Consider the following 23553-nt stretch of genomic DNA (forward strand, 5'->3'; position numbering starts at 1 on the left):
CTGCTGTCCACGCTGGAAGAGGCAGGACACCCGGCGGCGGAGCGCGCACGCGCGCTGCTCGGCGAGGCGGCGCTGCGCCAGGGGCGCACGGCCGAGGCCGTCGTGATGCTGACGCAGGCCGAGGCCGCCCAGCGCACGCGGCTGGGGTTGCAGGACACCGATCGCTGGCCGACGCTGGCGCTGCTGGGGCTGGCCCATGAAAGCGCCGGCCGCATCGAGCCGGCTCGCGCCGCCTATCACGAGGCCCTGGCGCTTGCCGAGGCCGGCCTGCCGCCGGGCCATCCGGACCGCCTGCGGCTGAGGGCGCTCGTCGCGCTCGGAGACGGCCGCGACGCGCGCGACGCGCTGGATGCCTACGCTGGTGCGCTGGCCGACCGTGTTGACGCCGCGGTCATGCGCACCCGGCTGTCGCAATTGCTATCGTCCACATCCCACCCGGCGCCGCCGGGCCTGGCCCTGCTGGACTTCTGACGGAGGACTGCGATGAAACTTCTCGACTCGATGCTGGCCACTGCCTGCCTGGGCGCCGCGCTCGCGGCGCACGCCGCTGATGTGGCACCGGCCACCGGCACCCCGTCGGCCAAGGCCACCAGTTCACCGGCAGTCAAGGCTGCCACCCCGCCCGGCGGCGCGCCCGTCGCCGGTGGCAGCGGTGGTGGCACCGCGACCGATGGCAGCAACACCGGCACCCAGGTCAAGCCCAAGCTGCCCAAGTGCCCCGACCCGGCCAACACCGCCTGCCCGGCGGTGAAGGTGCCAGTCAGCAAGTAGTGGCCGCGGAGTTGCGGGCCGAGCGCCGGGCCGCCCCCTAGCCGGCCCGCCCTTGGCGATGTGCTTGCGGCTCGATGCCGCAAGCATCGTCGTCCCCTCGGGGGACCGGTCACGTCGCCCGCGTTCAGCGCGGCGGGCGTGGACGAGGGGCCCCGTTTCAGCCCTTCGTCACCACCAGGGTGACCTCGTACTTGCCGCCATCTCCCACGATGGTCAGCGTCTTGCTCTTGGGGCCGGCGGCCACGTCGAGCAGGTTGGTGCTGAGCACGAACTCCTGGGTCGTGCCGACGCGGTCGTCGAAGTTGGGGAAGCYGGTGGGAATGCCGAGCGCGCCGTGGATGTCGGCCTTCAGCTTGCTCACGCGCTGAGCCCGTGTCATGCCGGCAGAGGCCGCCAACGAGCTGACGACGGCGCCCTTGGTCAGCTCGCGCGCCGTGCCGGGCTTGCCATCGTCATGCTCCATCATCGACACGAGGATGACGGCATTGGCCGGGTTGGCGATCGCCTTGGCCTGGCCCGACGGGCCCCAGGCGTTGCGGCGCCAGATGATGAAGGGCATGTCGCTCGGGTTGATGCCCGGCTGCAGCGGCTGGGTGCTGCGGGATTCGCCCTCGTCGACGTCGCCCCACGGGCCGTAGAGCGTGACTTCGGCGTTGGGCAGGATCGGGTTGGTCAGGTCGACGGCGGTGACGAGCACATAGGGCTCGTCCGAGCCGACCTCGTCGGTCTCGATCTTGCATTTGATGCTCTTCAGGGCGATGGTGACGGGCAATGCGGCCATGATGGTTCTCCGATAGAGGTGGGGCCCGGCAACACGCCGGGCCTGTCATCAAGGACGCAAGTGCGGCCCGCCAGGGATCACACGCGCGATGTGAAAACTACCGCCGGGATAGCCCCCAGGGCCTGCTGACAGCCGGTGACATAACCGGCGCCGACGATGGCTTCATTCATCACCCAACGGAGACCACCATGCAACCCGACTGCCTCATCCTCTACGTGCACAGCCCTGCCGAGAGCGTGCTCTTCTATCGCTCGCTGCTGGGCCRTGAACCCGTCGAGCAGAGCCCCAACTTCGCGATGTTCATGCTCAATGACAAGACCATGCTCGGCCTCTGGGCCGCGCATGACGTGCAACCGGGCAGCGGCCAGCGCGGCGGCGGCGCCGAGATCGGCATCACGGTCGGCACGGACAACGAAGTCAATGCCGCCGTCGCCGCCTGGAAGGCCTCGGGCTGGCCGGTGCTGCAGGTGCCGACGGCGATGGACTTCGGCTTCACGGCAGTCACCGCGGACCCGGACGGCCACCGGGTGCGGGTGTTCAGGCCGACGCAGGGTTGAGCAGCCCCTCAGTCGCGCGCCGCAGACGGCGCGACGGCGGCGCCCTCGATGCGGTGGCGTTCCAACGACCTCGCGACGAAGCCTGAGGCCTTGGCCTGTTCCACGAAGGCGGCGAGAAAATGCGCACCGACCGCCTTGCCCCTGGCCATGCCCATGGCCTGGTTGATGACCATGAAGCGCCCGGGCAAGAGCCTCAGGCCCGGCAAGCGCTTGGCGTCGGCTTCCAACTGCTGCTTCACACCGGCGGCCACGTCGAGCTGGTGCGCCAGGAAAAAGCTGACCACCTCGGGTGAGGTCGGTGCGCGCTCGATCGTCGCCGCCTTGAGTTCGCGTGTCAGGTAGAGGTCGTAGGCGCTGCGTGCGCCGACGGCGACACGCGTGCCTGCGCGATCCACGTCCTCGTTGGCCTGCAGCGGCGAATCGTTGCGCACGAGGTAGGCGCCCTCGATCTGCACGTAAGCAGCCGAATAGGCGGTGGACGCGGCCCGCGCGGGATCGATGGCGAAGAAGCCCACGTCCACGCGGCCGGTGGCCAGAGCATCCACCGCTTCGCCCGCGGACTTCACCACCATCAACTCAGCCTGGACGCCCAGCTGCCGTGCCAGCTCACGCGCCAGGTCGACCGACACACCCGAGGCTTCGCCGGTGCTGGGGTCGCGGTTCGCCAGGATGGGATTGCCCAGATTGATGACGGCGCGCAGCCGGCTGGTGGGTGCCAGTTGGGCGATTGCTTCGGGAGCGGGTGTTGGCATGGCGGCGCACGCGGCAAGAATGGGCAGGAGCAGGATGCACAACGCATTCAGCGCGCGACGGTCCACAGCAGTTGAGGTGTTGATGCCTGCGCTCATGGCTGGCTAGCCTACACGTCAGCGACGCTGGGGTTTGTTCTATCTGGCACCCTCGCCTGGCGCCCCCAATTCCGCTCCATGTTCTTCTTCATGCACCCCAGGCCCGTCGTGGACCGTCGGCCCGTGGCGGAGCAATCCGTCCAGGTGAAGGCGCCGACGCTGCCGGCGTTGACCGCGCTGGCCAAAGCACCGTGGGGCGAAGCGCCGCGCCAGGTCAGTGCTGACGAGCCCGCCTCGCTTCAGCGCGTGCGCCGCGGCTTGCTCTTGCCGCGCAGCTGAGCGCCGGCGCTGGCGTTGCCGCGCGTCGCCGGCTTGTCGGCGGCTGGCTTGGCGGGTTTGACCAGGCCGGTCGCCGCAGACACGGCCACGGTCTGGTACTCGGCGGCGTATTGCTTGCGCATGCGCACCATCTCGCGCTGGTACTTGCCGGCGAGCTGCTGCTTCTTCGTGTCTGACAGCAGGCGGCCGGCGACGTGGAAGAACTTGGACTCCTCTTCTTTCAGGTGGTGGCGCACCTTGAAGCTGAGTTCCTTGGCGGTCGCAATCCAGCCATCCTGCTGCTTGTTGCGCACCGACAGGTCTTCGAGCAGCTCGTCCACCTGGTGGTGCTCATGCAGCGCATGCCGCGAGGCATCAAGGCCTCCGTCCTCCATCAGCAGCGGCACGTAGAGGAAGCGCTCTTCGGCCGCCGCGTGTGCCATCAGCTCGACCTTCAACTGCAGGAACAGCAACTGGCGCGCGGCCATGTCGCCGCGTGACGCGGTCAGCTTGCGGCACAGGTCGCGTTGCAGGTCGTGGCTTTCGCGGATGGCGTCGAAGATCATGCGGTTGTCCCCAGAGGCCACGGGTTGCGGCGGCGCCATTGTTGATGGGCGGCGGGGCGGCGCCTGTCGGACGGAGCCGCTTCGGCTCAGGCCGCTGCGAAGCGCCGTGCCGCGCCGCGCCGCGCCGCGCCGCGCCGCGCCGCGCCGTACGGAAACACATCATGCACCTGCCCCGCCAGGATGCGCTCCTTACGGCCCTGCCAGAAGCTCGCACCCAGCAGGTCCGCGTGATGGCGCATGAAGCACTCGCGCACCTGCGGGTTGCCGAGAAAAACGTCGCGCGGCGCGGGGCTGTACCAGACCTCGCCTGACATCTCTTCCTCCTCGTTGCGCGGCGCGGGCACGCGGCGGAAGTTGCAGTCGGTCAGGCACTCGATCTCGTCGTAGTCGTAGAACACGACCTTGCCGTGGCGGCGGTCCTCCCGAGTGATGCCGAAGTTCCACAGCATGTCGCCGGGAAAGATGTTGGCAGCCACCAGGTCCGTGATCGCGTTGCCGTACTCGACGACGACGCGCCCCAACTGCTCGGGCGTCGCGTCCGATGTTGAGCGGCACCATGCGGCGCTCGATGTAATTTGACTCGCTCCCGTTTAGTTTGGTATGACTGGCGGGGGGAGCAGGTCAATTGATGCTGAAAAAGAAATCTCAAGGCGCCTACGCATGTTGATGCGCCATACGCCGGACGCATGACTGTCTATGACCCGTGCACTCCTGGTGATCCCACCCGAGGAGGGGTGCAAATGGCAGATCAACGGGGCCAAGTGGTTCTGTAAGATTGCCGAAGAAATACCAGAACCAGAGCTTGATACTGCCCTCGAACAGGCGGTAGCCGCTTAAGTCTCTGTGACCCGCTAAACATTTATCACCTGGTCGACCGTGCCCCTGTTCAGCTGAAGGCGCTGCAGTCGACATCATCACCAAGATGATGGATTTAACTATGTTCCAAAGAAGATCGTTAATCGCCGTGCTGTTGATGATGGCAGCCGCCTCAGTTATAGCAGCCGATGAGAACTTAACCGTTGATGACAAGGATCAAGACATAGCAGCATCGTTGCTCCCCACATCCAAAAGAATGAGGCAGAGGCTAAAATTGGATGGCCTGCGAAACTACAAGCATCCCGATGGCGTTCTTGGAACTACATATTTTCCAGGCTCTGAGGCGCCTCCGGTCTCAGGGGCAATGGATCCCACCCAGGAAGTGTTGCGTCGCTTTGCTTGCCGCTATGCCGTATTTGGCGTAGCTGAGCTTCAAAATTCCAGATCTTTCATCGGAAAAGACGAGAATGGTATTTTTACTAAGCTGCATTTCAAGCTCGTTGAGAGCTGGAGCGAGCAGCCCGCGTTGAAGGCGCAATCCTTCGACCTGCTGGTTGAAGGCGGGACAGTCGAAGACAAGGGGGAAACCATTCGCCTAGACAATCCGCAGGCAGCCTATGTTAAGGGTCGCCATTATCTGATGATAATGCACTCCGCTAGAGACAAGAACAAGAGGATCTTTGCCGGCACTCCGTATTTTCTCGAGATTTCAAACGGGACCATCTATTCCGCGCCTGGTTGGTCGCCGTTTGAGCCCGGGACGACTCTGACTCGCGCAAAGGCCATGGTCCAGGAATCCCTGGAACAGAGAGGGTGCGAATGAAGAGCGACTATTTACTCAGCGGTTCCATGAAAAAGAATTTGATTGCAACACTGGTTCTTGCCGCGAGTTGCGGAATCGCGGCTGCGGATGCCGCCTGGGACGCAAGCGAGTTGGCCTGGGCCTCCAACTACTTCGGCATTCGCGTCTTCAAGAGGCAGAACCTTCACGAAGCCGACAAGTTTCCGGATGGAGCGCGCGGGCGCTCGATGGCCCTGGTGGCGCACCCGATCAGGTCCAGCGAAAAGCGCAATTCGTTCAAAAACCTGGATGAGCAATATCTGCACGATGACGTCTGCGGTGTCGACGGAGTTGTCGTCGCGAAAGCGGGAATCCCTGTTTCCGCCCTGACGGCGGACAAGGCCGACATCATTACCAAAACCCCGTTCACCATCACTAGAAAACTGAAAGGGAATGCGTCGTTCGACCCGGGCAAAGCCGTCAACGTTCTACGCCAGGGAGGCGAAGTTTCTGATCAGGGGGAACCGCTCCGGGTCCTGAATACCTACGGCACCCACTTCAACGACGGCAGCACTTATCTACTCCTGCTCCGGCGCACTCCCATCAGCGATCGCTTCGCGGACTACGTCAGCCAGGGAGAAAGCCTGGAGGTAGACGGCGGAAGACTCCATGCAGCCAAGGGCAAGTGGTATCACATCAACCACGGCGATGATTCTCAAGCCGGGCTCGATAGTATCGAGCGAATCCTGTCCGCGGAGGCCTGCCCCAATGGAAACGGAGCAGCCAAATGACAGGGCTGTCCTACAAAGGAAGGACTCTCCTGGCGGCGGCGTAGTAGTTTGGCGCGGTGTTGGCAAGCCCTGCGCTCATGACGTTCGCACGGCCTCGTGCGGRCCGCGCCAATTGGTCTCGGCGGGTGTGCCGGTCACGAAACAGATTTGTGCCGCTTGAACTGTCGCGCTTGGTCATAGGGAAACACATCATGCACATGCCCTGCCAGGATGCGCTCCTTGTGGCCCTGCCAGAAGCCGGCGTCCAGCAGGTCCGCGTGATGCCGCATGAAAGCCTCGCGCACTTTCGGATTACCTAGCAGGAAGGGCGCGAAAGTCTCGGGAAAGACGTCGCGCGGCGCGACGCCGTACCAGACCTCGCCTGACATTTCTTCCTCCTCATTGCGCGGCTCGGGCACGCGGCGGAAGTTGCAGTCGGTCAGGTATTCGATCTCGTCGTAGTCATAGAACACGACCTTGCCGTGGCGGGTCACGCCGAAGTTCTTCCACAGCATGTCGCCAGGGAAGATGTTGGCGGCCACCAGGTCCTTGATGGCGTTGCCATACTCGATGACGACGCGCTCCACCTGTTCGGGCGTGGCTTCTGCCAAGTAGATGTTCAGCGGCACCATGCGCCGCTCGATGTAGAGGTGGCGGATGACGAGGTCGTCGCCGTTCTCTTCAATGAGGCTCCCGCAGAAGTGCTTCAACTCATCGAGGAGCTCCTCCTCGAAGCGATGCCGCGGGAAGGCCACGCGCGTGTACTCCAGCGTGTCGGCCATGCGGCCCACGCGATCGTGGCTCTTCACCAGCAGGTATTTGCTCTGGATGAGCTCGCGCGTGGTGTCCTTCTGCGGTGGGTAGAAGTCCTTGATGACCTTGAAGACGAAGGGCCAGCTCGGCAGGTCGAACACCAGCATGACCATGCCCTTGATGCCAGGCGCGATGCGGAACTTGTCCGACGAATGGCGCAGGTGATAGAGGAAGTCCCGATAGAACAGGTTCTTGCCCTGCTTCTGCAGGCCCAGCGCCGAATAGATTTCCKAGCGGGGTTTCCTCGGCATCATGGAGCGCAGGAACTGCACGTACGCACTCGGCACCTCCATGTCGACGAGGAAGTAAGCGCGGGCGAAGCTGAACAGGATCAGCAGATCGTCTTCGCCGAACAGCGCCGCGTCGATGAAGTAGCGGCCATCGTCTTCGCCGCGCAGGATGGGCAGCGCAAACGGCGTCTCGGTGAAGCCGTTGATGATCTTGCCGACGACATAGGCGCCCTTGTTGCGGTAGAACAGGCTGGACAGCACCTGCAGCTGGAAGTTGGCGCGCCGGCGGAACTCGCCGAGGCGCCGCGCGACGGCGGCCAGCACCTGGTCGACGTCGGCGTCGAGGTGGGCGAACTCGCCGTTCAACTGGAAGTTGGTGATGACGCGCTGGAGGGTCTCGCGCAGCTTGTCTGGAGCCGGGTAATAGGCGCGGTAGGTCGGGGTCGCTCCGGGCTCGTCGTTCTCGATGTACTCGGTCGAGATGGCCGGGCGCACGAAGATGAAGTCGTTGTGGAAATAGGCGTGGTGCAGGATGCGCGTGCACACCGAGTTGAAGAAGGTCTCGGCCAGCTCGGGCTGGTGGTGGTTGGTCAGCAGGCCGATGTAGTGCAGCTTGACCTGCTGCCAGACTTCCATGGGCAGTGTGGAYGCCGAGAAGCGCGCCTCCAGCAGCTCGCTGGCCTCGGCAACGCGGGCGTCGTAGAACTCGATGCGCAGGGCCTGGGCACGCTGCTGGCCCTGCCAGTCGCCATGCTCGAAGCGCGCCTTGGCCTCGGCCGAGGTGGCGCGGAAGAGCTTGTAGTGGCGATCGAAACCGCCCAGCAGAGCCTGGGCGATGTCGAAGGCGCGCGAGTCCGTGAGCTGGGTCGGGAACATGCCCCGACTCTATTCAGGCCACTGTGGCGTAGCGCGCCTTGACGCGCTCCAGCGCACGACGGTAGGACGGCTCCACGTCCTCGGCCTTGGTGGCCGTGAGCTGCAGATCCTCCAGCAGGCCGTTGTGCAGGCCATAGACCCAGCCATGCACGACGATCTCCTGGCCACGCTGCCAGGCGTCCTGCACGACCGTCGTCTGGCAGGCATTGCGCGCCTGCTCCAGCACGTTCAGCTCGCACAGTGCGTCGACGCGCCTGGCCTCGGGCAAGCTGTCCAACCAAGCCAGGTGGTCGTTGCGCACGTCCTGCACGTGGCGGATCCAGTTGTCGGCCAGACCCGTGCGGATGTCATACAGCGCCGCGCGCACGCCACCGCAATTGCTGTGGCCGACGACGATGATGTGGCGCACCTTGAGCTGGTCCACCGCGAACTGCATGACGGACAGGCAATTCAGGTCCGAATGCACGACGACGTTGGCGACGTTGCGATGCACGAACAGCTCGCCCGGCAGCAGGTCCACCAGCTCATTGGCCGGCACGCGGCTGTCGGCGCAGCCTATCCAAAGATATTGCGGCGTCTGCTGCTTGAGCAGGCTGGAGAAGAAGCCCGGCTCGCGGGCCTCGGTGTCAGCGGCCCAGCGCTTGTTGTTGTCGAGCAGATCCTGCAGTTCGTGGTTGGTCGTCGTCATGCTGGCATTGTCGCAATGGCGAGTTACATCGTCTCCGCAAACAGCTCGCGGCCAATCAGCATGCGGCGGATTTCACTGGTGCCGGCGCCAATCTCATAAAGCTTCGCGTCACGCCAGAGCCGGCCCAGCGGGTATTCGTTGATGTAGCCGTTGCCACCAAAGATCTGCACGCCTTCGCCGGCCATCCAGGTGGCCTTCTCAGCCGTCCACAGGATGACGGAGGCGCAGTCCTTGCGCACCTGGCGCACATGCTCGGCGCCCAGCATGTCGAGGTTCTTGGCCACTGTGTAGGCAAAGCTGCGCGCGGCCTGCAGCACGGTGTACATGTCGGCCACCTTGCCCTGGATCAGCTGGAACTCGCCGATGCTCTGGCCGAACTGCTTGCGGTCGTGGATGTAGGGCACGACGTTGTCCATGACGCTTTRCATGATGCCCAGCGGCCCGCCGGTCAGCACCGCGCGCTCGTAGTCCAGGCCCGACATCAGGACCTTGGCGCCGCCGTTCACGGCACCCAGCACGTTCTCGGCCGGCACCTCGACGTCCTGGAACACCAGCTCGCCGGTGTGCGAGCCGCGCATGCCGAGCTTGTCGAGCTTCTGCGCGATGGAAAAGCCCTTCATGCCCTTCTCGATGAGGAAGGCCGTCACGCCGCGCGCGCCCAGCTCGGGTTCGGTCTTGGCGTAGACCACCAGCGTGTCGGCGTCGGGGCCGTTGGTGATCCACATCTTGTTGCCGTTGAGCAGGTAGACGCCGCCCTTGTCCTCGGCCTTGAGCTTCATGCTCAGCACGTCGGAGCCCGCACCCGGTTCGCTCATCGCCAGCGCGCCGACATGCTCGCCGCTGATCAGCTTGGGCAGGTACTTGGCGCGCTGCGCGGCGTTGCCGTTGCGCTTGATCTGGTTCACGCACAGGTTGCTGTGCGCGCCGTAGGACAGGCCCACCGAGGCGCTGGCGCGGCTGATCTCTTCCATCGCCACCATGTGGGCCAGATAGCCCATGTTGGCGCCGCCGTATTCCTCGGGCACGGTGATGCCCAGCACGCCCAGGTCGCCCATCTTGCGCCACAGGTCCATCGGGAACTGATCGCTGCGGTCGATCTCGGCCGCGCGGGGCGCGATCTCTTCGTCGGCGAAGGCGCGCACCGCGTCGCGCAGCGCATCGATGTCTTCGCCGAGCTGGAAGTTGAGGCCGGGCAGGTTCATTCGGGTCTCCTGGTCCGCCCTGTCAGTGCCCGCTCGTGCCGGGCCTGCAGGGCAGGTTAATTGACGTAAACGTCAACTGTAGCAAGCGCGTCCGGATCAACCCGCTGCGTCGGCAGGCTGCGGCAGCAGCCGGCGCACCAGCGGGTGGCTGATCTTCTTGTCCGTGCCCACCGCGTAGAACTGCTCGACGACGCCTTCGGCAGCGCCGACGTTCACCAACCCATAGCGGCCGGTCAGCGCGTCGTCCACCGCGGTGGCGGCCGGGAACACGCCCAGGCCCTCGCTGCCGAAGGTGGCCAGCAGCGCGCTGTCCTCGAACTCGCCGGTGATCCGCGGGCGCAGGCCAAGGTCGGTCAGCCAATGGTCCAGCCGCGGGCGCAAGGCCGCGTGCGAGGTGGGCAGCAGCAGCGGCACGTCGGCCAGTGAGGCGGGGAAGTCGCGCGCCGCCGTGGCCGCCCAACGCGGGTGGGCATACCAGGCCACCGGCGAGCTGCCGAGTGAGTGGCTGTAGACGCGCAGATTCGGGTTGGACGGCGCGGGGCGGTCCGCCAGCACGACGTCGAGGCGATGCAGGGCGAGGTCGCCGAGCAGGTCGTCGAACTCGTCCTCGTGGCAAAGCAGGCGCAGTTGCGGCGTATCGAGGATGGGCGCGAGCAGGCGCTGCGCGACGAGCTTGGGCAAGCCGTCGGAGATGCCCACGGCCAGGCGCACCGTCGGCGCGGTGGCGGCATCTCGCACCCGCTCGGGCAGGGTTTCGCCGATCTGGAAGATCTGCTCGGCCTGCTCCAGCGCCGCGATGCCGGCTTCGGTCAGCGTCAGGCCGCGGCCGGCCGGCTTGAGCAGGGCTGCACCGAGGGCCTGCTCAAGCTCACGCACCTGGGTCGAGACGGTCTGCACCGACAGCCCCAGCTTCTCCGCGGCCCGCGTCAACCCGCCCTCCTTGGCAACGGCCCAGAAGTAGTAGAGGTGGCGATAACTGAAGCTCAGGCTCATGGTGATTCAGCAAGTAATCACGAAGAAACGTTTCGCGATTCTCTGCTTTTATTTGGTGTCTTGCCTACGTACCCTGCCCGTGTTCTTTCAAACCGGAGGTCTGCCATGCAAACCCGCCCCATCGCCATTGCCATGCCCCACGGCGGCGCCCTCGACCGCGGCACCGCCCATCGGGTGCTGCGCAACACCTATGCCCTGCTGTCGATGACGCTGCTGTTCAGCGCCGCCGTCGCCGCTGCGGCCGTCGCCTTCAACCTGCCAGCGCCCGGCATCATCCTGACGCTGGTAGCCTACTTCGGCCTGCTGTTCGGCATCCACAAGCTGAAGAACCGCGGCGCCGCCGTCGGCCTCGTCTTCGCGCTCACCGGTTTCATGGGTTGGACGCTCGGCCCGCTGCTGACGCGCACGCTGTCTCTGCCCGGCGGCGCCCAGACCATCATGTTGGCCCTCGGCGCGACGGGCGCCGTCTTCCTGGCGTTGTCGGCCTATGCGACGACAACCAAGCGTGACCTGTCGTGGATGGGCGGCTTTCTGTTCGCCGGCATGGTCGTCGCCGTGCTTGCAGGCCTGGCAGCGATCTTCTTCCAGATCCCCGCATTGGCACTGACGGTCTCGGCCGTCGTGGCCCTGCTGTCGGCTGGCCTGATCCTGTTCGAGACCCAGCAGATCGTGAACGGCGGCGAGACCAACTACGTGCTCGCCACCGTCAGCCTGTTCGTGTCCATCTTCAATCTGTTCACGAGCCTGCTGCATCTGTTCGGCTTCGCAGGTTCGGATGACTGAGGCCGGACCGAGGACAGCGCCTGCGCGCTGTCCGACGCTTGCCGAAGGCCAGGCGCCATGCAGGGCGGCTGGCATGACGATCAGGGCTGCTTGCTGAGCAGCCAGCGGTACAGGCCCACGCCGATGCCGGCAAAGGCCAGCAAGCCCAGCACCTGGCCTGCGGTCGCGAAGCTGTCGCCCACCAAGGCCAGCGGCGCGCCGTTGCCGGAGAACACGACGACGGCCGCAAGCACCACGCCGAGCAGGCTCTCGCCGACGATGAGGCCGGAGGCCAGCAGCACGCCGAGCTGCTTTGTGGCTTCTGGATCGCGCTTGTAGGACGCGCGGCGGTCGAACCACCAGCCGGCCACGGCGCCGACGACGATCATCAGCGTGCTGTTCATCGGCAGATAGATGCCCAGGCCGACGGCCAGCGGCGCGCAATGCGCCTTGCCGCCGGTCGCACGCTTCAATACCTCGTCCACGGCAATGGTGGCGACGCCGATCAGCACGCCAATGCCGATGAGGTTCCAGTTCAGGTCACCTTGGATGACCCCCTTGGCCAGCGCCGAGATCAGCGCGGCCTGGGGCGCAGCGAGGGCCTTCTTGGGGTCGACACCCGGCGCGCCAGCGAAGCCATAAGCCTGGTTCAGCAGGTCCAGCACCGGCGGGATGACGATGGCGCCGGCCACGACACCGATGATCAGCGCCACCTGCTGGCGCCAGGGCGTGGCGTCAACGAGCTGGCCGGTCTTCAGGTCCTGCAGGTTGTCGTTGGAGATGGTTGCGACCGCGAACACGACGGCCGTGACGAACAGCGCAAAGGCGACCAGCGCCTGGCCGGTGGACGCCGGCAGCATGGGCTTGACGACCAGGGCCAGCAGCAGCGACACGCCGATGACGACGAGGATGCCGACGCCCGACAGCGGGCTGTTCGACGAGCCGATCAGGCCGGCCATGTAGCCGCACACCGCGGCCACGAAGAAGCTCATCAGCACGACATAGACGACACCGCCGACCACGAGCAGGCCGAGCTGGTCACCCAGGCCCGCGCTGGTGGCGAAGCTGGACAGCATGAAGCCGATCGGCAGCATGCAGGCCAGCGTGATGAGGCCGACGGTGCCGATGGGGATGTCCTGCTCGTTGCGCGGCAGCGTGTCGGCCTTGCCGGCCTTGCGCACGCGAGCCGACATGGCGGCCGAGTGCAGGCCGGCAACGATCGGCTTGGCCAGCTTGACCAACGTCCAGATGGCGGCGACGGCGATGCAGCCGGCACCGATGAAGCGCACCTTCTTGCTCCAGGCAAACAGTGCGACCGCTTCTGCGGCGCCGTCGACACCGGACGTCAGGATGGGCACGCCACCCAGCCAGGCGATGCAGGCGCCGACAAGGATGGCCACACCCACCCACAGGCCGACGAGGTGACCCACGGCCAGCAGCGCGAAGCTGAAGTTCAGGTCATAGCCTGTTGTGGGCCCACTACCGCTCTTCTCGCCACCGGGCAGGCGGAAGTACTGCGCCAGATTGGCCGCGAAGAGCTGGGTCGCGACGACGATGCTGAAGCCGGCCGACACGACGGTGCCGGCCACGATGGCGGCCAGGCCTTGGCGGTTGGCTTCGCCACTGTCGGCGGCATGGCCGACCTTGAGCACCTCGGCGCAGGCCACGCCTTCCGGATAGGGCAGCGGCGAGTTGGTGACCAGCGCCCGGCGCAGTGGGATGGAATACATGACACCCAGCACGCCGCCCAGGGCGCACAGCGTCATCGACATCCAGTACGGGAAGCCCGTCCACCAGCCGATCATGACCAGGCCGGGCAGCACGAAGATGATGGAGGACAGCGTGCCGGCCGACGAGGCAATCGTCTGCACGATATTGGTCTCGCCGATGGAGTTGCCCGCCGCGCGGCGCAGCAGGGCCATGGAGATGACGGCGGCCGGGATGGAGGTCGCAAACGTCAGGCCGGCCTTGAGGCCGAAATAGACGTTGGCGGCCGTGAAGACCAGGGTGATGAGGATGCCCAGGACGATGCCGCGGGCGGTCAGTTCGGTCCCGAGCGGCGCGGGTGAGGCGTTGGTGGTCACGGGCTGGAGGCGGGAGTTTGAGATGGGGGCGGATCATGCCCCCATTCGCCGGCCGGCCGGACCGGGTTCCCCCGCGTTCAGCAGGGCTTGACGCCGTTGACCGCCAGCARCACCGAGTAGACCGAGCTCGTCGCACAGATGAAGAGGCGGTTGCCCTTGGGGCCGCCGAAGACGAGGTTGGACACCCGCTCGGGCATGCGGATGCGGCCGATCAGCGTGCCGTCCGCCTCATGGCAGTGGATGGCGCGGCCAGCACTGGTCCAGATGCGGCCGGCGGTGTCGCAGCGAAAGCCGTCGTAGAAACCGGTGTCGCAGCTGATGAAGACCTCACCGCCGCTCAAGGCGCCGTCAGCGTCGACGGCGAAGCGGCGCATCGTGCCGCGCTCGACACCGGTGTCGGCGACGTAGAGCCAGCGCTCGTCGGGCGAGAACGCCAGGCCGTTGGGGTGGGTCATCGTGTCGACCACCACGCGCAGCTCGCCGGTGTCCGGTTGAAGCCGGTAGACATAGCAGCCCGCCTGCTCCTGCGGCGAGCGCACGCCTTCGTAGTCATCCACGATGCCATAGGGCGGGTCGGTGAACCAGATGCTGCCGTCGGACTTCACGACCACGTCATTGGGGCTGTTGAGCCGCTTGGCGTCAAAGTGCGAGGCCAGTACGGTCAGCGAGCCGTCGTGCTCGGTGCGCACAACGCGTCGGCCGCCCTGCTCACAGCTGACGAGGCGCCCTTGCCGGTCCAGCGTGTGGCCGTTGGTGTAGCCCGAGGGCTTGCGGAACTCGGCGACGTGGCCGGTCACCTCGCACCAGCTCAGCATGCGCTCGTTGGGGATGTCGCTCCAGAGCAGGCGGCGCTGCGCGGGGATGTAGACCGGCCCCTCGGTCCAGCGGCAGCCGCTGGCCAGGCGCTCCAGCCGGGCGCTCTTGCGGAAGCAGTCCTCGAAGCGCGCGTCCAGCACTTCGAACTCGGTCGGCTCGCTGGGGATCTCGAAACTCATCTCGTGTCGTCCTTTCGTTTGAAAGACGACATCGTCCGGCGACGGACCCGTCGCTGGGCGGCGTTGCAGGGCGCGCGAATGCCGCTTCGCGGCGATTTCAGTCCGCCAGCGGCAGCCCGGCGTCGTCCTTGCACTCGTCCAGCACAAAGACCGAACGGAATTTGCGGATGTTGGCGTCGTCGAAGAACAGCTCGCGCGTCAGCGCCTCGAACTCGGCCACGTCGCGGCAGCGGATGAGCAGCAGGAAATCGCTGTCGCCCGCCACATAGAAGCATTGCTGCACGCGCGGCTCGGCGGCCATGCGGCGCTTGAAGCCGTCGATGACGGCCTTGCGGCTGGCCTCGCGCAGCTCCACCTCCACCCACACCGCCAGGCCGTAACCCAGCGCCGCCGCATCCAGCACCAGGCGCTCGCCGCGGATGACGCCGGCCTCGCGCAGCCGGCGGATGCGCCGCTGCACGGCCGTGACCGACAGGCCGATGGCGGTGGCGATGCGCTCGGCCGGCTGGCGCGGGTCGCCCTGCAAGCGGCCGAGGATTTGCCGATCAAATTTGTCGAGATCAGGTGCGGACTCCGTCATGGCCAAGCACCATACCCGGACGCTCAATTGACGTTAACGTCAATTGGCGACCTAGAATCCGGCCCGAGCAAGGAGACAGCCATGACCGACCTCTCTAGCGACTACAAAGCGCTGGCCGAGTACCGCCCGACCCACAAGGTCCGTTTCGTCACCGCCGCCAGCCTGTTTGACGGGCATGACGCCGCCATCAACATCATGCGGCGCATCCTGCAGGGCATGGGCACCGAGGTCATCCACCTCGGGCACAACCGCTCGGTGGACGAAGTCGTCACCGCGGCGTTGCAGGAGGATGCTCAGGGCATCGCCATCAGCTCCTACCAGGGCGGCCACGTCGAGTACTTCAAGTACATGGTGCAGTTGCTGAAGGAACGCGGCGGCGAGCACATCCAGGTCTTCGGCGGCGGCGGCGGCGTCATCGTGCCGGCCGAGATCCGCGAGCTGGCCGAACATGGCGTGCGCATCTTCAGCCCGGAGGACGGCCAGCGCATGGGCCTGCAAGGCATGATCGGCGAGATGGTCATGAAGGCCGACCAGGACTTCAGCGTCTACGCGCCTCAGGACCTGGCGGCCATTACCGGCCATTCGGAGGCGGCCTGGCGCTCGCTGGCCCAGCTGCTGACGGCGCTGGAGAACGGCAAGGCCGACGGTTCAATAGTCGATGCGCTGCGCGACCAGGCCAAGAGCATCAAGACGCCGGTGCTCGGTATCACCGGCACCGGTGGCGCCGGCAAGTCCAGCCTGACCGACGAGTTGATCCGCCGCCTGCGCCTCGACCAGGGCGACGCGCTGCGCGTGGCGCTGATCTCCATCGACCCGTCACGCCGCAAGAGCGGTGGCGCCCTGCTGGGCGACCGCATCCGCATGAACGCGATCTCGCCCTGGGGCCAGGGCCCGCGCGTCTTCATGCGTTCGCTGGCCACGCGGGATTTCGGCTCCGAGATCTCCCCTGCCCTGCCGGATGTCATCGCCGCCGCCAAGGTCGCGGGCTTCGACCTCGTCATCGTCGAGACGAGCGGCATCGGCCAGGGCGACGCGGCCATCGTGCCGCTCGTGAACGTGCCCATGTACGTCATGACGCCCGAGTTCGGCGCCGCCAGCCAGCTCGAGAAGATCGACATGCTGGACTTCGCCGAGTTCGTCGCCATCAACAAGTTCGATCGCAAGGGCTCCCTGGACGCGCTGCGTGATGTGAGCAAGCAGGTGCAGCGCAACCGCGAGGCCTTCACGGTCATGCCGGACACCATGCCGGTGTTCGGCACCATGGCCAGCCGCTTCAACGACGACGGCGTGACCGCGCTCTACCAGGCGCTCAAGGTGCGACTGGCCGACCTGGGCATCCCCTTCAGCGAAGGCCGCCTGCCGCGCGTCGACACCCGCCACAGCACCCACCAGACCCCCATCGTGCCGGCTGCCCGCGTGCGCTACTTGGCCGACATCAGCGACACGGTGCGCGCCTACAAGGGCCGCGCGCGCAAGCAGGCCGCGCTGGCCCGCGAGATCCAGCAGCTGGAAGCCAGCCGCGCCATGCTGGAGGCCGCCAACCCCGACAAGAACGGTGCCCGCACGGCCCTGGCTGACCTGGCGGAACAGCGCAAGGCCCGGCTCGATGGCGATGCGCGCCAGCTGCTGCAGCAGTGGCCCGACATGGTCAAGGCCTACGCCGGCGACGAGTACGTCGTGAAGATCCGCGACAAGGAAATCCGCACCGCGCTGGTCACGCAAAGCCTGTCGGGCACCAAGATCCGCAAGGTCGTGCTGCCGGGCTACGAGTGCCACGGCGAGCTGCTGAAGTGGCTGATGCTGGAGAACGTGCCCGGCAGCTTCCCGTATGCGGCCGGCGTGTTCGCCTTCAAGCGCGAGGGCGAGGACCCGACGCGCATGTTCGCCGGCGAGGGCGACGCCTTCCGCACCAACCGCCGCTTCAAGCTGGTGTCCGAGGGCATGCCCGCCAAGCGCCTGTCCACGGCCTTCGACTCGGTGACGCTGTACGGCGCCGATCCCGCGCCGCGGCCGGACATCTACGGCAAGGTCGGCAACTCCGGCGTGAGCATCGCGACGCTGGACGACATGAAGGTGCTGTACGACGGTTTCGACCTGTGCAGCCCGACCACCAGCGTGTCCATGACCATCAACGGCCCCGCGCCGTCCATCCTGGCCATGTTCATGAACACGGCCATCGACCAGAACCTCGCCAAGTTCAAGGCCGACAACGGCCGCGAGCCGACGGCCGACGAGGCCGCCAAGATCAAGGACTGGGTGCTGGCCAATGTGCGCGGCACCGTGCAGGCCGACATCCTGAAGGAAGACCAGGGCCAGAACACCTGCATCTTCTCGACTGAGTTCTCGCTGAAGGTCATGGGCGACATTGCCGAGTACTTCGTGCACCACAACGTGCGCAATTTCTACTCGGTGTCGATCTCGGGGTATCACATTGCTGAAGCGGGTGCGAACCCGATCAGCCAGCTGGCGCTGACGCTGTCCAACGGCTTCACGTTTGTCGAGGCGTATCTCGCGCGCGGCATGCACATCGACGACTTCGCGCCCAACCTGTCGTTCTTCTTCAGCAACGGCATGGACCCGGAGTACACGGTGCTGGGCCGCGTCGCGCGCCGCATCTGGGCCATCGCCATGCGTGATCGCTACGGCGCCAACGAGCGCTCGCAGAAGCTGAAGTACCACGTGCAGACGTCGGGCCGCAGCCTGCACGCGCAGGAGATCGCCTTCAACGACATCCGCACCACGCTGCAGGCGTTGATCGCCGTCTACGACAACTGCAACTCCCTGCACACCAACGCCTACGACGAGGCGATCACGACGCCCACTGACGAGAGCGTGCGCCGCGCGATGGCCATCCAGCTCGTCATCAACCGCGAGTGGGGCTTGGCCAAGAACGAGAACCCGAGCCAGGGCGCCTTCATCATCGACGAGCTGACCGAGCTGGTTGAAGAGGCCGTGCTGACCGAGTTCGAGCGCATCAGCGAACGCGGCGGCGTGCTCGGCGCCATGGAGACCGGCTACCAGCGTGGCCGCATCCAGGAAGAGTCGATGCACTACGAGATGCTCAAGCACACCGGCGAGTACCCCATCATCGGCGTCAACACCTTCCGCAACCCCAATGGGGAGACGGTGCCGGAGCACATCGAACTGGCCCGCTCGACGGACGAGGAGAAGCAGTCGCAGCTGTCGCGCCTGGCCGAGTTCCAGGACCGCCACGCCGCCGAGTCGCCGGCCATGCTGGCCCGCCTTCAGCAGGCCGTCATCGAGAACCGGAATGTGTTCGACGTGCTGATGGAAGCCGTGCGCGTGTGCTCGCTGGGCCAGATCACCGGCGCGCTGTTCGAGGTCGGCGGCCAGTACCGCCGCAGCATGTAGGGCTTACAGCCCGCGGCAGCGTTGCTCGAAGGCAGCTGCCAGGCGCTCAAGATCCCCGCGCTCACCTGCCGTCATCTCGGCCTCACGGGCGCGCCGGGCGCGCAGGCTGTTGCGCAGTTCGACGCATTGCGCGAACTCGCGCTCCTGCCGCGCCTTGGCCTGAGCCAGCGCACGGCGCTCCTGCAACGAGCGGTTGCGCACGTCCTCCATCAATTGGTTGACCTTCTCATTGGCGTCCTGCTCTTCGGCATAGCAGTCGCGCTGGTAACGGTAGTCCAGCTGCTGGCGCGTGGACTCGTCGGCGCCACCATCGCTGCCGGCCTGGTTCAACTGCTCGCGCAGGCGCAGGCAGCGCGGGCTCATGAACTGGCTGGCTTCTGGCGCCTTGGGACCCAGGCGCGCGATCTGCGTGGAATCGGCTTCAGGGCAGGGTCGGTCGCTGAAGGCCGTGGTGCCGTCGGGCTTGCGGCATTTATAGACACCCGCGCCTTCGGCCCTGGCCATGCCCGTCAGTGCCAGCACGGCCAACGCGGCCCAGGCCAGGCGGGCCGGGGTCACAGCTTTTGCTCCCGGTCGCCGCCATTGCTGTAGCGGCGCTTGTAGCGGGACTTCTCGAGGTATTCACGCGCCGTCAGGCCGTCGGCATTGCGTGCGGCCTTGGGTGCGCCCGCGGCGAGCAGGGTATCGACGATGGCGTCGGAATTGCCCACCGCGGCCAGGTGCAGGGGCGTGTTGCCCTGGCGGTCCTGCGTGAAGACCGAGGCCTGCAGGCGAATCAGTTCGGCCACCGCGTCATGCCGCCCTTCCTCGACGGCCCAGTGCAGAGCCGTGCGCCCCTGGCCGTCCAGCGCGTTGATGTCAGCGCCTGCCGACACCAGCGGGCCGATGGATTTGAGCGCCGCGTAATGGATGGGCAGGCGCCCGCCGATGTCGGGCGAGTTGATGTTCAGCCCCCGGCTGGTCAGGAACACCAGCGCCTGGGCATCAGCGCCGTTGCGCGCCGCCAGGTGCATGACGCCGACATGATCGGGCGTCTCCTGCCTGGGGTCGAGCTTGAGCTCTTCGATGAAGAATTTCAGCCGGTCCAGCGTCGGCTTGGCGGCGGCCTGCTGCAGCAGCGTGCCCTTGTCCAGCGCGCCGACGTTACGGGGCTCGGCCCCATGGTTGGCGATCCAGCGCAGCGCCGGCAGGCTGCCAGTGCCCGCGTTGTCGTAGAGCAGGCGGTTCAGCCCGACGGCGCCCACGCGTTTGGCCGTCTTGTCGATGTCGATCATGCCGCTGGCGTCGGCCATGCCGTTCATCAGCATCATCTCGCGCAGTTCGGGCCCGAGGCCGGCGACGTCCTGGGTGCTGCGCCGCGCCATGCTGCACCAGGTCAGCAGCGAAATGATGACCACCAAGGCCGCTGCTCGCAGACCGATCCCCAGCCAATTGATGCCATCCCGCTCCACTGCTTCCCCCTGCTTTTCTAGGCGGGGCGGATTGTGCAGCAGCACTTTTTCAAACCAGGGCGCCAGACTCGATGCTGCCCCCTAGACTCCCCCGAAAGCGGGGTCAGCGCGCCAGCACGACCCGGTCCCGCCCTGCGCGCTTGGCCTCGTAGAGGGCCGCGTCCGCACGGCTGAACAGCGCCTCGGGCGCCTCGTCGGGCGCGAGGGCCTGGGCCACGCCGACGCTGACCGTCACGGTCAGCGGGCCGGCCGCTGTCTCGAAGGGCTGGCCGCCGATGGCCTCGCGCAGCCGCTCACCCAGGCGCAGCTCGCCGCCGGCCTCAGGCTTGAGCCAGATGACGGCGAATTCCTCGCCGCCCAGGCGCACCGCCAGATCCAATGGCCGCAAGGTGTCGTGCAGGCGGGCGCCAATGCCACTGAGCACGGCGTCGCCCACCGCGTGGCCGTGCGTGTCGTTGATGCGCTTGAAGTGATCCACGTCCAGCAGGGCCAGCACCGGCGGATGCTCGACGCCGCGCTGCAGCAGCCGGCGCAGGCGCTCGTCAAAGCCACGCCGGTTCAGCAGGCCGGTCAGCACGTCGATCTCGATGAGGCGCTCGATCTGGCGCAGCGCACGGTCCTGCAACAGCAGCAGCATGGCCAGGGCCTGGCCGATGAGCAGGGCGATGACGGCGAACAGGCCCATCGAGTTGTATTGCACCAGTTCGGCCCGCGTTTGGGCGATCAGGGGCGACACGGCCAGGCCGCGCGCCACCTCGATGATGGCGCTGATGATCAGGTCGGCCGCCAGCAGGCCCAGCGGAAAGCCGCGCTGCGCGCGCCAGGCTTGCAGGGCGGCATGGGCGGCGGGCATGGTCAGCACGGCCGAGGCCAGCATCGTCAACGTGATCGAGGGCCAGAACTGCCCCGTCCAGGCCGTCAGCGCGAAGGAGCCGATGCAGGACAGGCCCGTGAGCACCAGCGGCCAGCGGCAGCGCAGCGGCAGGCCGAGGTAGACGCGCAGGCCGAGCAGCACCATCAGCGCGGACAGCAGGCTGCCGAGATGGCCCACCGCCCAGAAGGTGCGCGGTGCGCCCATGGCGATGAGGGCCACGCGCGCCGCCTGGGTCAGCGCCGCGGCAGCAAAGGCACCGGCCCAGAACCACAGCGCGCGCTCGCCCTTCAGATGCCAGGCGCCGCCAAGCGTGGCCAGGGCCAGCATCGTCGTGACGAGCTGGAAGACGCGCAGCAGCGTGTCGGCGTGCAGGGGTTCCATCGTGAGATTGGTTCAGCCTCGACGAGGCACGATGCCTGCATCGCGTGGCCGCCGTGATGCGCGCCACGAGCGCGCCGTGATTGATCTCACGGAAGTCAGCGCGCCTGCAGGCTCTGCATGGCGGCCTTGACGCGCAGCAGCATGGGCGAGGCGCCGGTCACCTTGGCATCGAAAGGGTGCAATCGCTGGCCGCCGGTGGCCGCCATGATCTTGCGTACGTACAGCCGCGTCTCGGCATAGGGCGGCACGCCGAGGTAGCGGTCCACGGCCCTCTCGCCGGCGTTGTAGGCCGCCACGGCCAGCATCACGTCGCCCTCGAAATAGGCCAGCAGCCAGCGCAGATAGGCCATGCCGCCGCGGATGTTCTGGGACGGGTCGCGCAGCCGGATGACATTGAAACGCGTCGCCGTCTCGGGCAGCAGCTGCATCAGGCCCTGAGCCCGCTTGGGCGACTCGGCCAGCGGGTCGAAGTTGGACTCGGTGGCCATGACCGCCAGCACCAGCGCCGGCGCGAGCTGGTATTCGGGCGCCAGCAGCTTCACGTAGTTGACGATGGCCGGCGGAGCGTTCTGGGGCAGCGGCAGCGTCGCCCACAGCGACAGCGGCTTGGCATTGCGCGCAGCGGGTGGCAGGGCAGCGACAGCCACCGGCAGGTCGGTCTCGGGCGGGCGCAGGCAGGGCGGCGGGTCGCCCAGGGGGGTGCCGCCCATGCGCTCGAGCATGTTCTGCGCCTGCTCCATGCCTTGCTCGGCCGCGGCGGCGAACAGGTGGGCGGCTTCGGCATCGTTGCGCTGGATGCCGCGCGCATTCGTCAGCATCCAGCCCAGGCTGAACTGAGCCTCGGCATCGCCATAGCGGGCGGCGCGGCAGTAGAGCTTGGCGGCGGCCACCTCGTCGCGCCTGACGCCGTCGCCGTATTCCAGCGCCTTGGCCTCCTGGCGCCAGCGCTCGACCTGCGCCGGCACCACCGGACCGCGTTCGCCCGGGGGCATCGTGGGGCGCGGCAGTTGCTCCAGCGTCAGCGACGGCAGCTGGGCCCAGCTCGACGAAGCGGCGAACAACAGGGGCAGCAGCAGGCGTCGCAAGGGTCAGTCCGGAGGGGAGGTGCGGGGGCCGGAAGTCTAGACTGGAAGAATGTGTCAGCCCCTCGCCCAGTCCTGCTCCGGCTGAACGCCGGCAGGCCTGGTCGGTCTTGCAGACCGCGCAGCCGCCAGAGCGGCTGCTCTTCGGCAGGCACGCCAAGTCCACAGGACTTGCCGTGTCCGGCCTCAGCCCCCGAGGGGGCGGCGATGCTTGCGGCATCAAGCCGCAAGCACATCGCCAGACGGGCCGGCTCGGGAGCGGCCCAGCGCTCGGCCCGGAATACCCGAATCTTTTGGCGAGAACCGCGAATGCTGAACGGAAAACTGCCATGAACAAGACTCGCCTCGAAGCCTTCAGCGATGGCGTCATCGCCATCATCATCACCATCATGGTGCTGGAGCTGAAGGTGCCTCACGGTACCGACTGGGAGGCCCTCAAGCCGCTGTGGCCGGTCTTCCTGTCCTATGTGCTGAGCTTCGTCTACGTCGGCATCTACTGGAACAACCACCACCATCTGCTGCATGCCGTGCACAAGATCAGCGGCGGGGTGCTCTGGCCCAACCTGCACCTGCTGTTCTGGCTCTCGCTGCTGCCCTTTGCCACCGGCTGGATGGGCGAAAACCATTTTGCGCCGCTGCCAGTGGCTGTCTATGGCGGCGTGCTCGTCATGGCCGCCTTGGCCTACATGCTGCTGCAACGGGCCCTGATCTGCATCCCCGGCAACAACACCGTGCTGGCCCAGGCGCTGGGCAAGGACTGGAAGGGCAAGATCTCGGCAGTCATCTACCTGGTGTCCATCGCGCTGGCCTTCGTGCACGTCGGTCTGTCGCTGGCGGGCTACGCCATCGCCGCGGCGCTGTGGCTGATCCCGGACCGGCGCATCGAGCACCACTTGAACAGGAGTGAGTGAAATGCCCACCCTCGATCCGCGCATCGACACCTACCTGGCAAGCGTGCCCGAGTTCGCCCGGCCCATCCTGACGCGGCTGCGCGCGGACGTGCACGCAGCCTGCCCCGATGT

At 66.6% G+C, this 23553-nt stretch carries 23 protein-coding genes and 1 pseudogene; 9 read left to right on the plus strand and 15 right to left on the minus strand.

Annotated elements, in window-relative coordinates:
• The coding region (locus AC1DU6_RS03400; RefSeq protein WP_477856079.1) for a hypothetical protein at nucleotides 1–471 on the plus strand (471 nt) is incomplete at its 5' end.
• A 12-nt stretch (nucleotides 472–483) separates the two neighbouring features.
• Nucleotides 484–771 (plus strand): hypothetical protein, encoded by a 288-nt coding sequence (locus AC1DU6_RS03405; RefSeq protein WP_457324565.1) that lies wholly within the window; start codon nucleotides 484–486, stop codon nucleotides 769–771.
• A 157-nt stretch (nucleotides 772–928) separates the two neighbouring features.
• Here AC1DU6_RS03405 and AC1DU6_RS03410 read toward each other — a convergent pair whose 3' ends face one another.
• On the minus strand, nucleotides 929–1552 hold the full coding sequence (locus tag AC1DU6_RS03410) for a hypothetical protein (protein WP_477856080.1): 624 nt from the start codon (nucleotides 1550–1552) through the stop codon (nucleotides 929–931).
• 188 nt (nucleotides 1553–1740) lie between these two features.
• On the opposite strand from AC1DU6_RS03410, the gene AC1DU6_RS03415 reads away from it, so the two are divergent.
• Nucleotides 1741–2109, plus strand: coding sequence for a VOC family protein (locus AC1DU6_RS03415; RefSeq protein ID WP_477856081.1), 369 nt, complete (start codon nucleotides 1741–1743; stop codon nucleotides 2107–2109).
• An 8-nt stretch (nucleotides 2110–2117) separates the two neighbouring features.
• Here AC1DU6_RS03415 and AC1DU6_RS03420 read toward each other — a convergent pair whose 3' ends face one another.
• The gene (locus tag AC1DU6_RS03420) at nucleotides 2118–2861 is read right to left on the minus strand and encodes a transporter substrate-binding domain-containing protein (protein WP_457324567.1); all 744 of its coding nucleotides are present in this window, start codon (nucleotides 2859–2861) and stop codon (nucleotides 2118–2120) included.
• Between the two features lie 174 nt (nucleotides 2862–3035).
• Between AC1DU6_RS03420 and AC1DU6_RS03425 the strand changes: the two genes are divergently transcribed.
• A complete protein-coding gene (locus AC1DU6_RS03425) occupies nucleotides 3036–3236 on the plus strand; it encodes a hypothetical protein (protein WP_457324566.1) in 201 nt (66 codons plus the stop codon).
• Here AC1DU6_RS03425 and AC1DU6_RS03430 read toward each other — a convergent pair.
• Together AC1DU6_RS03430 and AC1DU6_RS03435 are read right to left on the minus strand one after the other, a co-directional pair.
• Nucleotides 3197–3781, minus strand: coding sequence for a hemerythrin domain-containing protein (locus tag AC1DU6_RS03430; RefSeq protein WP_082533072.1), 585 nt, complete (start codon nucleotides 3779–3781; stop codon nucleotides 3197–3199). The two genes, AC1DU6_RS03425 and AC1DU6_RS03430, sit on opposite strands and share 40 nt — an antisense overlap.
• A gap of 86 nt (nucleotides 3782–3867) precedes the next feature.
• Nucleotides 3868–4354, minus strand: a pseudogene (locus AC1DU6_RS03435) (isocitrate dehydrogenase kinase/phosphatase-domain containing protein); the annotation flags it as partial.
• 349 nt (nucleotides 4355–4703) lie between these two features.
• Here AC1DU6_RS03435 and AC1DU6_RS03440 point away from each other — a divergent pair.
• Both AC1DU6_RS03440 and AC1DU6_RS03445 read left to right on the plus strand, forming a co-directional pair.
• Nucleotides 4704–5420: a hypothetical protein gene (locus AC1DU6_RS03440; RefSeq protein ID WP_457322764.1), complete on the plus strand. Its 717-nt coding sequence runs from the start codon at nucleotides 4704–4706 to the stop codon at nucleotides 5418–5420.
• Nucleotides 5417–6169, plus strand: coding sequence for a hypothetical protein (locus AC1DU6_RS03445; RefSeq protein ID WP_457322763.1), 753 nt, complete (start codon nucleotides 5417–5419; stop codon nucleotides 6167–6169). The genes AC1DU6_RS03440 and AC1DU6_RS03445 overlap by 4 nt, the downstream gene beginning before the upstream one ends.
• Nucleotides 6170–6303: 134 nt before the next feature.
• Here the strand turns inward: AC1DU6_RS03445 and aceK are convergent, their stop codons facing one another.
• The 4 genes from aceK to AC1DU6_RS03465 all read right to left on the minus strand — a co-directional run bounded on the left by aceK (nucleotide 6304) and on the right by AC1DU6_RS03465 (nucleotide 10950).
• Nucleotides 6304–8067 carry a bifunctional isocitrate dehydrogenase kinase/phosphatase gene (gene aceK, locus AC1DU6_RS03450; RefSeq protein ID WP_477856082.1) on the minus strand — a complete coding sequence of 588 codons (1764 nt, stop codon included), beginning with the start codon at nucleotides 8065–8067 and terminating at the stop codon, nucleotides 6304–6306.
• A gap of 13 nt (nucleotides 8068–8080) precedes the next feature.
• Nucleotides 8081–8755, minus strand: a complete 675-nt coding sequence (gene can / locus AC1DU6_RS03455) for a carbonate dehydratase (RefSeq protein ID WP_477856083.1) — start codon at nucleotides 8753–8755, stop codon at nucleotides 8081–8083.
• A gap of 23 nt (nucleotides 8756–8778) precedes the next feature.
• Nucleotides 8779–9957, minus strand: a complete 1179-nt coding sequence (locus AC1DU6_RS03460) for an isovaleryl-CoA dehydrogenase (RefSeq protein WP_477856084.1) — start codon at nucleotides 9955–9957, stop codon at nucleotides 8779–8781.
• Nucleotides 9958–10053: 96 nt separating this feature from the next.
• On the minus strand, nucleotides 10054–10950 hold the full coding sequence (locus AC1DU6_RS03465; protein WP_457322759.1) for a LysR family transcriptional regulator: 897 nt from the start codon (nucleotides 10948–10950) through the stop codon (nucleotides 10054–10056).
• Nucleotides 10951–11055: 105 nt separating this feature from the next.
• On the opposite strand from AC1DU6_RS03465, the gene AC1DU6_RS03470 reads away from it, so the two are divergent.
• Nucleotides 11056–11733 (plus strand): Bax inhibitor-1/YccA family protein, encoded by a 678-nt coding sequence (locus AC1DU6_RS03470; RefSeq protein WP_056204929.1) that lies wholly within the window; start codon nucleotides 11056–11058, stop codon nucleotides 11731–11733.
• Nucleotides 11734–11813: 80 nt separating this feature from the next.
• Here the strand turns inward: AC1DU6_RS03470 and AC1DU6_RS03475 are convergent, their stop codons facing one another.
• The 3 genes from AC1DU6_RS03475 to AC1DU6_RS03485 form a co-directional block, all read right to left on the minus strand.
• On the minus strand, nucleotides 11814–13796 hold the full coding sequence (locus AC1DU6_RS03475) for an OPT family oligopeptide transporter (protein WP_457322758.1): 1983 nt from the start codon (nucleotides 13794–13796) through the stop codon (nucleotides 11814–11816).
• Between the two features lie 77 nt (nucleotides 13797–13873).
• Nucleotides 13874–14791: an SMP-30/gluconolactonase/LRE family protein gene (locus AC1DU6_RS03480; protein WP_477856085.1), complete on the minus strand. Its 918-nt coding sequence runs from the start codon at nucleotides 14789–14791 to the stop codon at nucleotides 13874–13876.
• Between the two features lie 97 nt (nucleotides 14792–14888).
• A complete protein-coding gene (locus AC1DU6_RS03485) occupies nucleotides 14889–15371 on the minus strand; it encodes an Lrp/AsnC family transcriptional regulator (RefSeq protein WP_457322756.1) in 483 nt (160 codons plus the stop codon).
• Between the two features lie 81 nt (nucleotides 15372–15452).
• Between AC1DU6_RS03485 and icmF the strand changes: the two genes are divergently transcribed.
• Nucleotides 15453–18743 carry a fused isobutyryl-CoA mutase/GTPase IcmF gene (gene icmF, locus AC1DU6_RS03490; protein ID WP_477856086.1) on the plus strand — a complete coding sequence of 1097 codons (3291 nt, stop codon included), beginning with the start codon at nucleotides 15453–15455 and terminating at the stop codon, nucleotides 18741–18743.
• Nucleotides 18744–18746: 3 nt separating this feature from the next.
• On the opposite strand, the gene AC1DU6_RS03495 is transcribed toward icmF, so the two are convergent.
• The 4 genes from AC1DU6_RS03495 to AC1DU6_RS03510 all read right to left on the minus strand — a co-directional run bounded on the left by AC1DU6_RS03495 (nucleotide 18747) and on the right by AC1DU6_RS03510 (nucleotide 22534).
• Entirely contained in the window at nucleotides 18747–19301 is a 555-nt protein-coding gene (locus AC1DU6_RS03495) for a DUF4124 domain-containing protein (RefSeq protein ID WP_457322833.1), read from the minus strand.
• Entirely contained in the window at nucleotides 19298–20140 is an 843-nt protein-coding gene (locus AC1DU6_RS03500; protein WP_235532126.1) for an ankyrin repeat domain-containing protein, read from the minus strand. The genes AC1DU6_RS03495 and AC1DU6_RS03500 overlap by 4 nt, the downstream gene beginning before the upstream one ends.
• A 157-nt stretch (nucleotides 20141–20297) precedes the next feature.
• On the minus strand, nucleotides 20298–21449 hold the full coding sequence (locus AC1DU6_RS03505; protein ID WP_457322832.1) for a GGDEF domain-containing protein: 1152 nt from the start codon (nucleotides 21447–21449) through the stop codon (nucleotides 20298–20300).
• A 95-nt stretch (nucleotides 21450–21544) separates the two neighbouring features.
• The gene (locus tag AC1DU6_RS03510; protein ID WP_457322831.1) at nucleotides 21545–22534 is read right to left on the minus strand and encodes a transglycosylase SLT domain-containing protein; all 990 of its coding nucleotides are present in this window, start codon (nucleotides 22532–22534) and stop codon (nucleotides 21545–21547) included.
• Nucleotides 22535–22860: 326 nt separating this feature from the next.
• On the opposite strand from AC1DU6_RS03510, the gene AC1DU6_RS03515 reads away from it, so the two are divergent.
• Complete coding sequence (locus AC1DU6_RS03515; protein ID WP_477856087.1) at nucleotides 22861–23442, plus strand: TMEM175 family protein; 582 nt, start codon at nucleotides 22861–22863, stop codon at nucleotides 23440–23442.
• Nucleotides 23443–23553 lie beyond the last annotated feature (111 nt).

This window comes from Roseateles sp. P5_B10 (assembly GCF_056400485.1).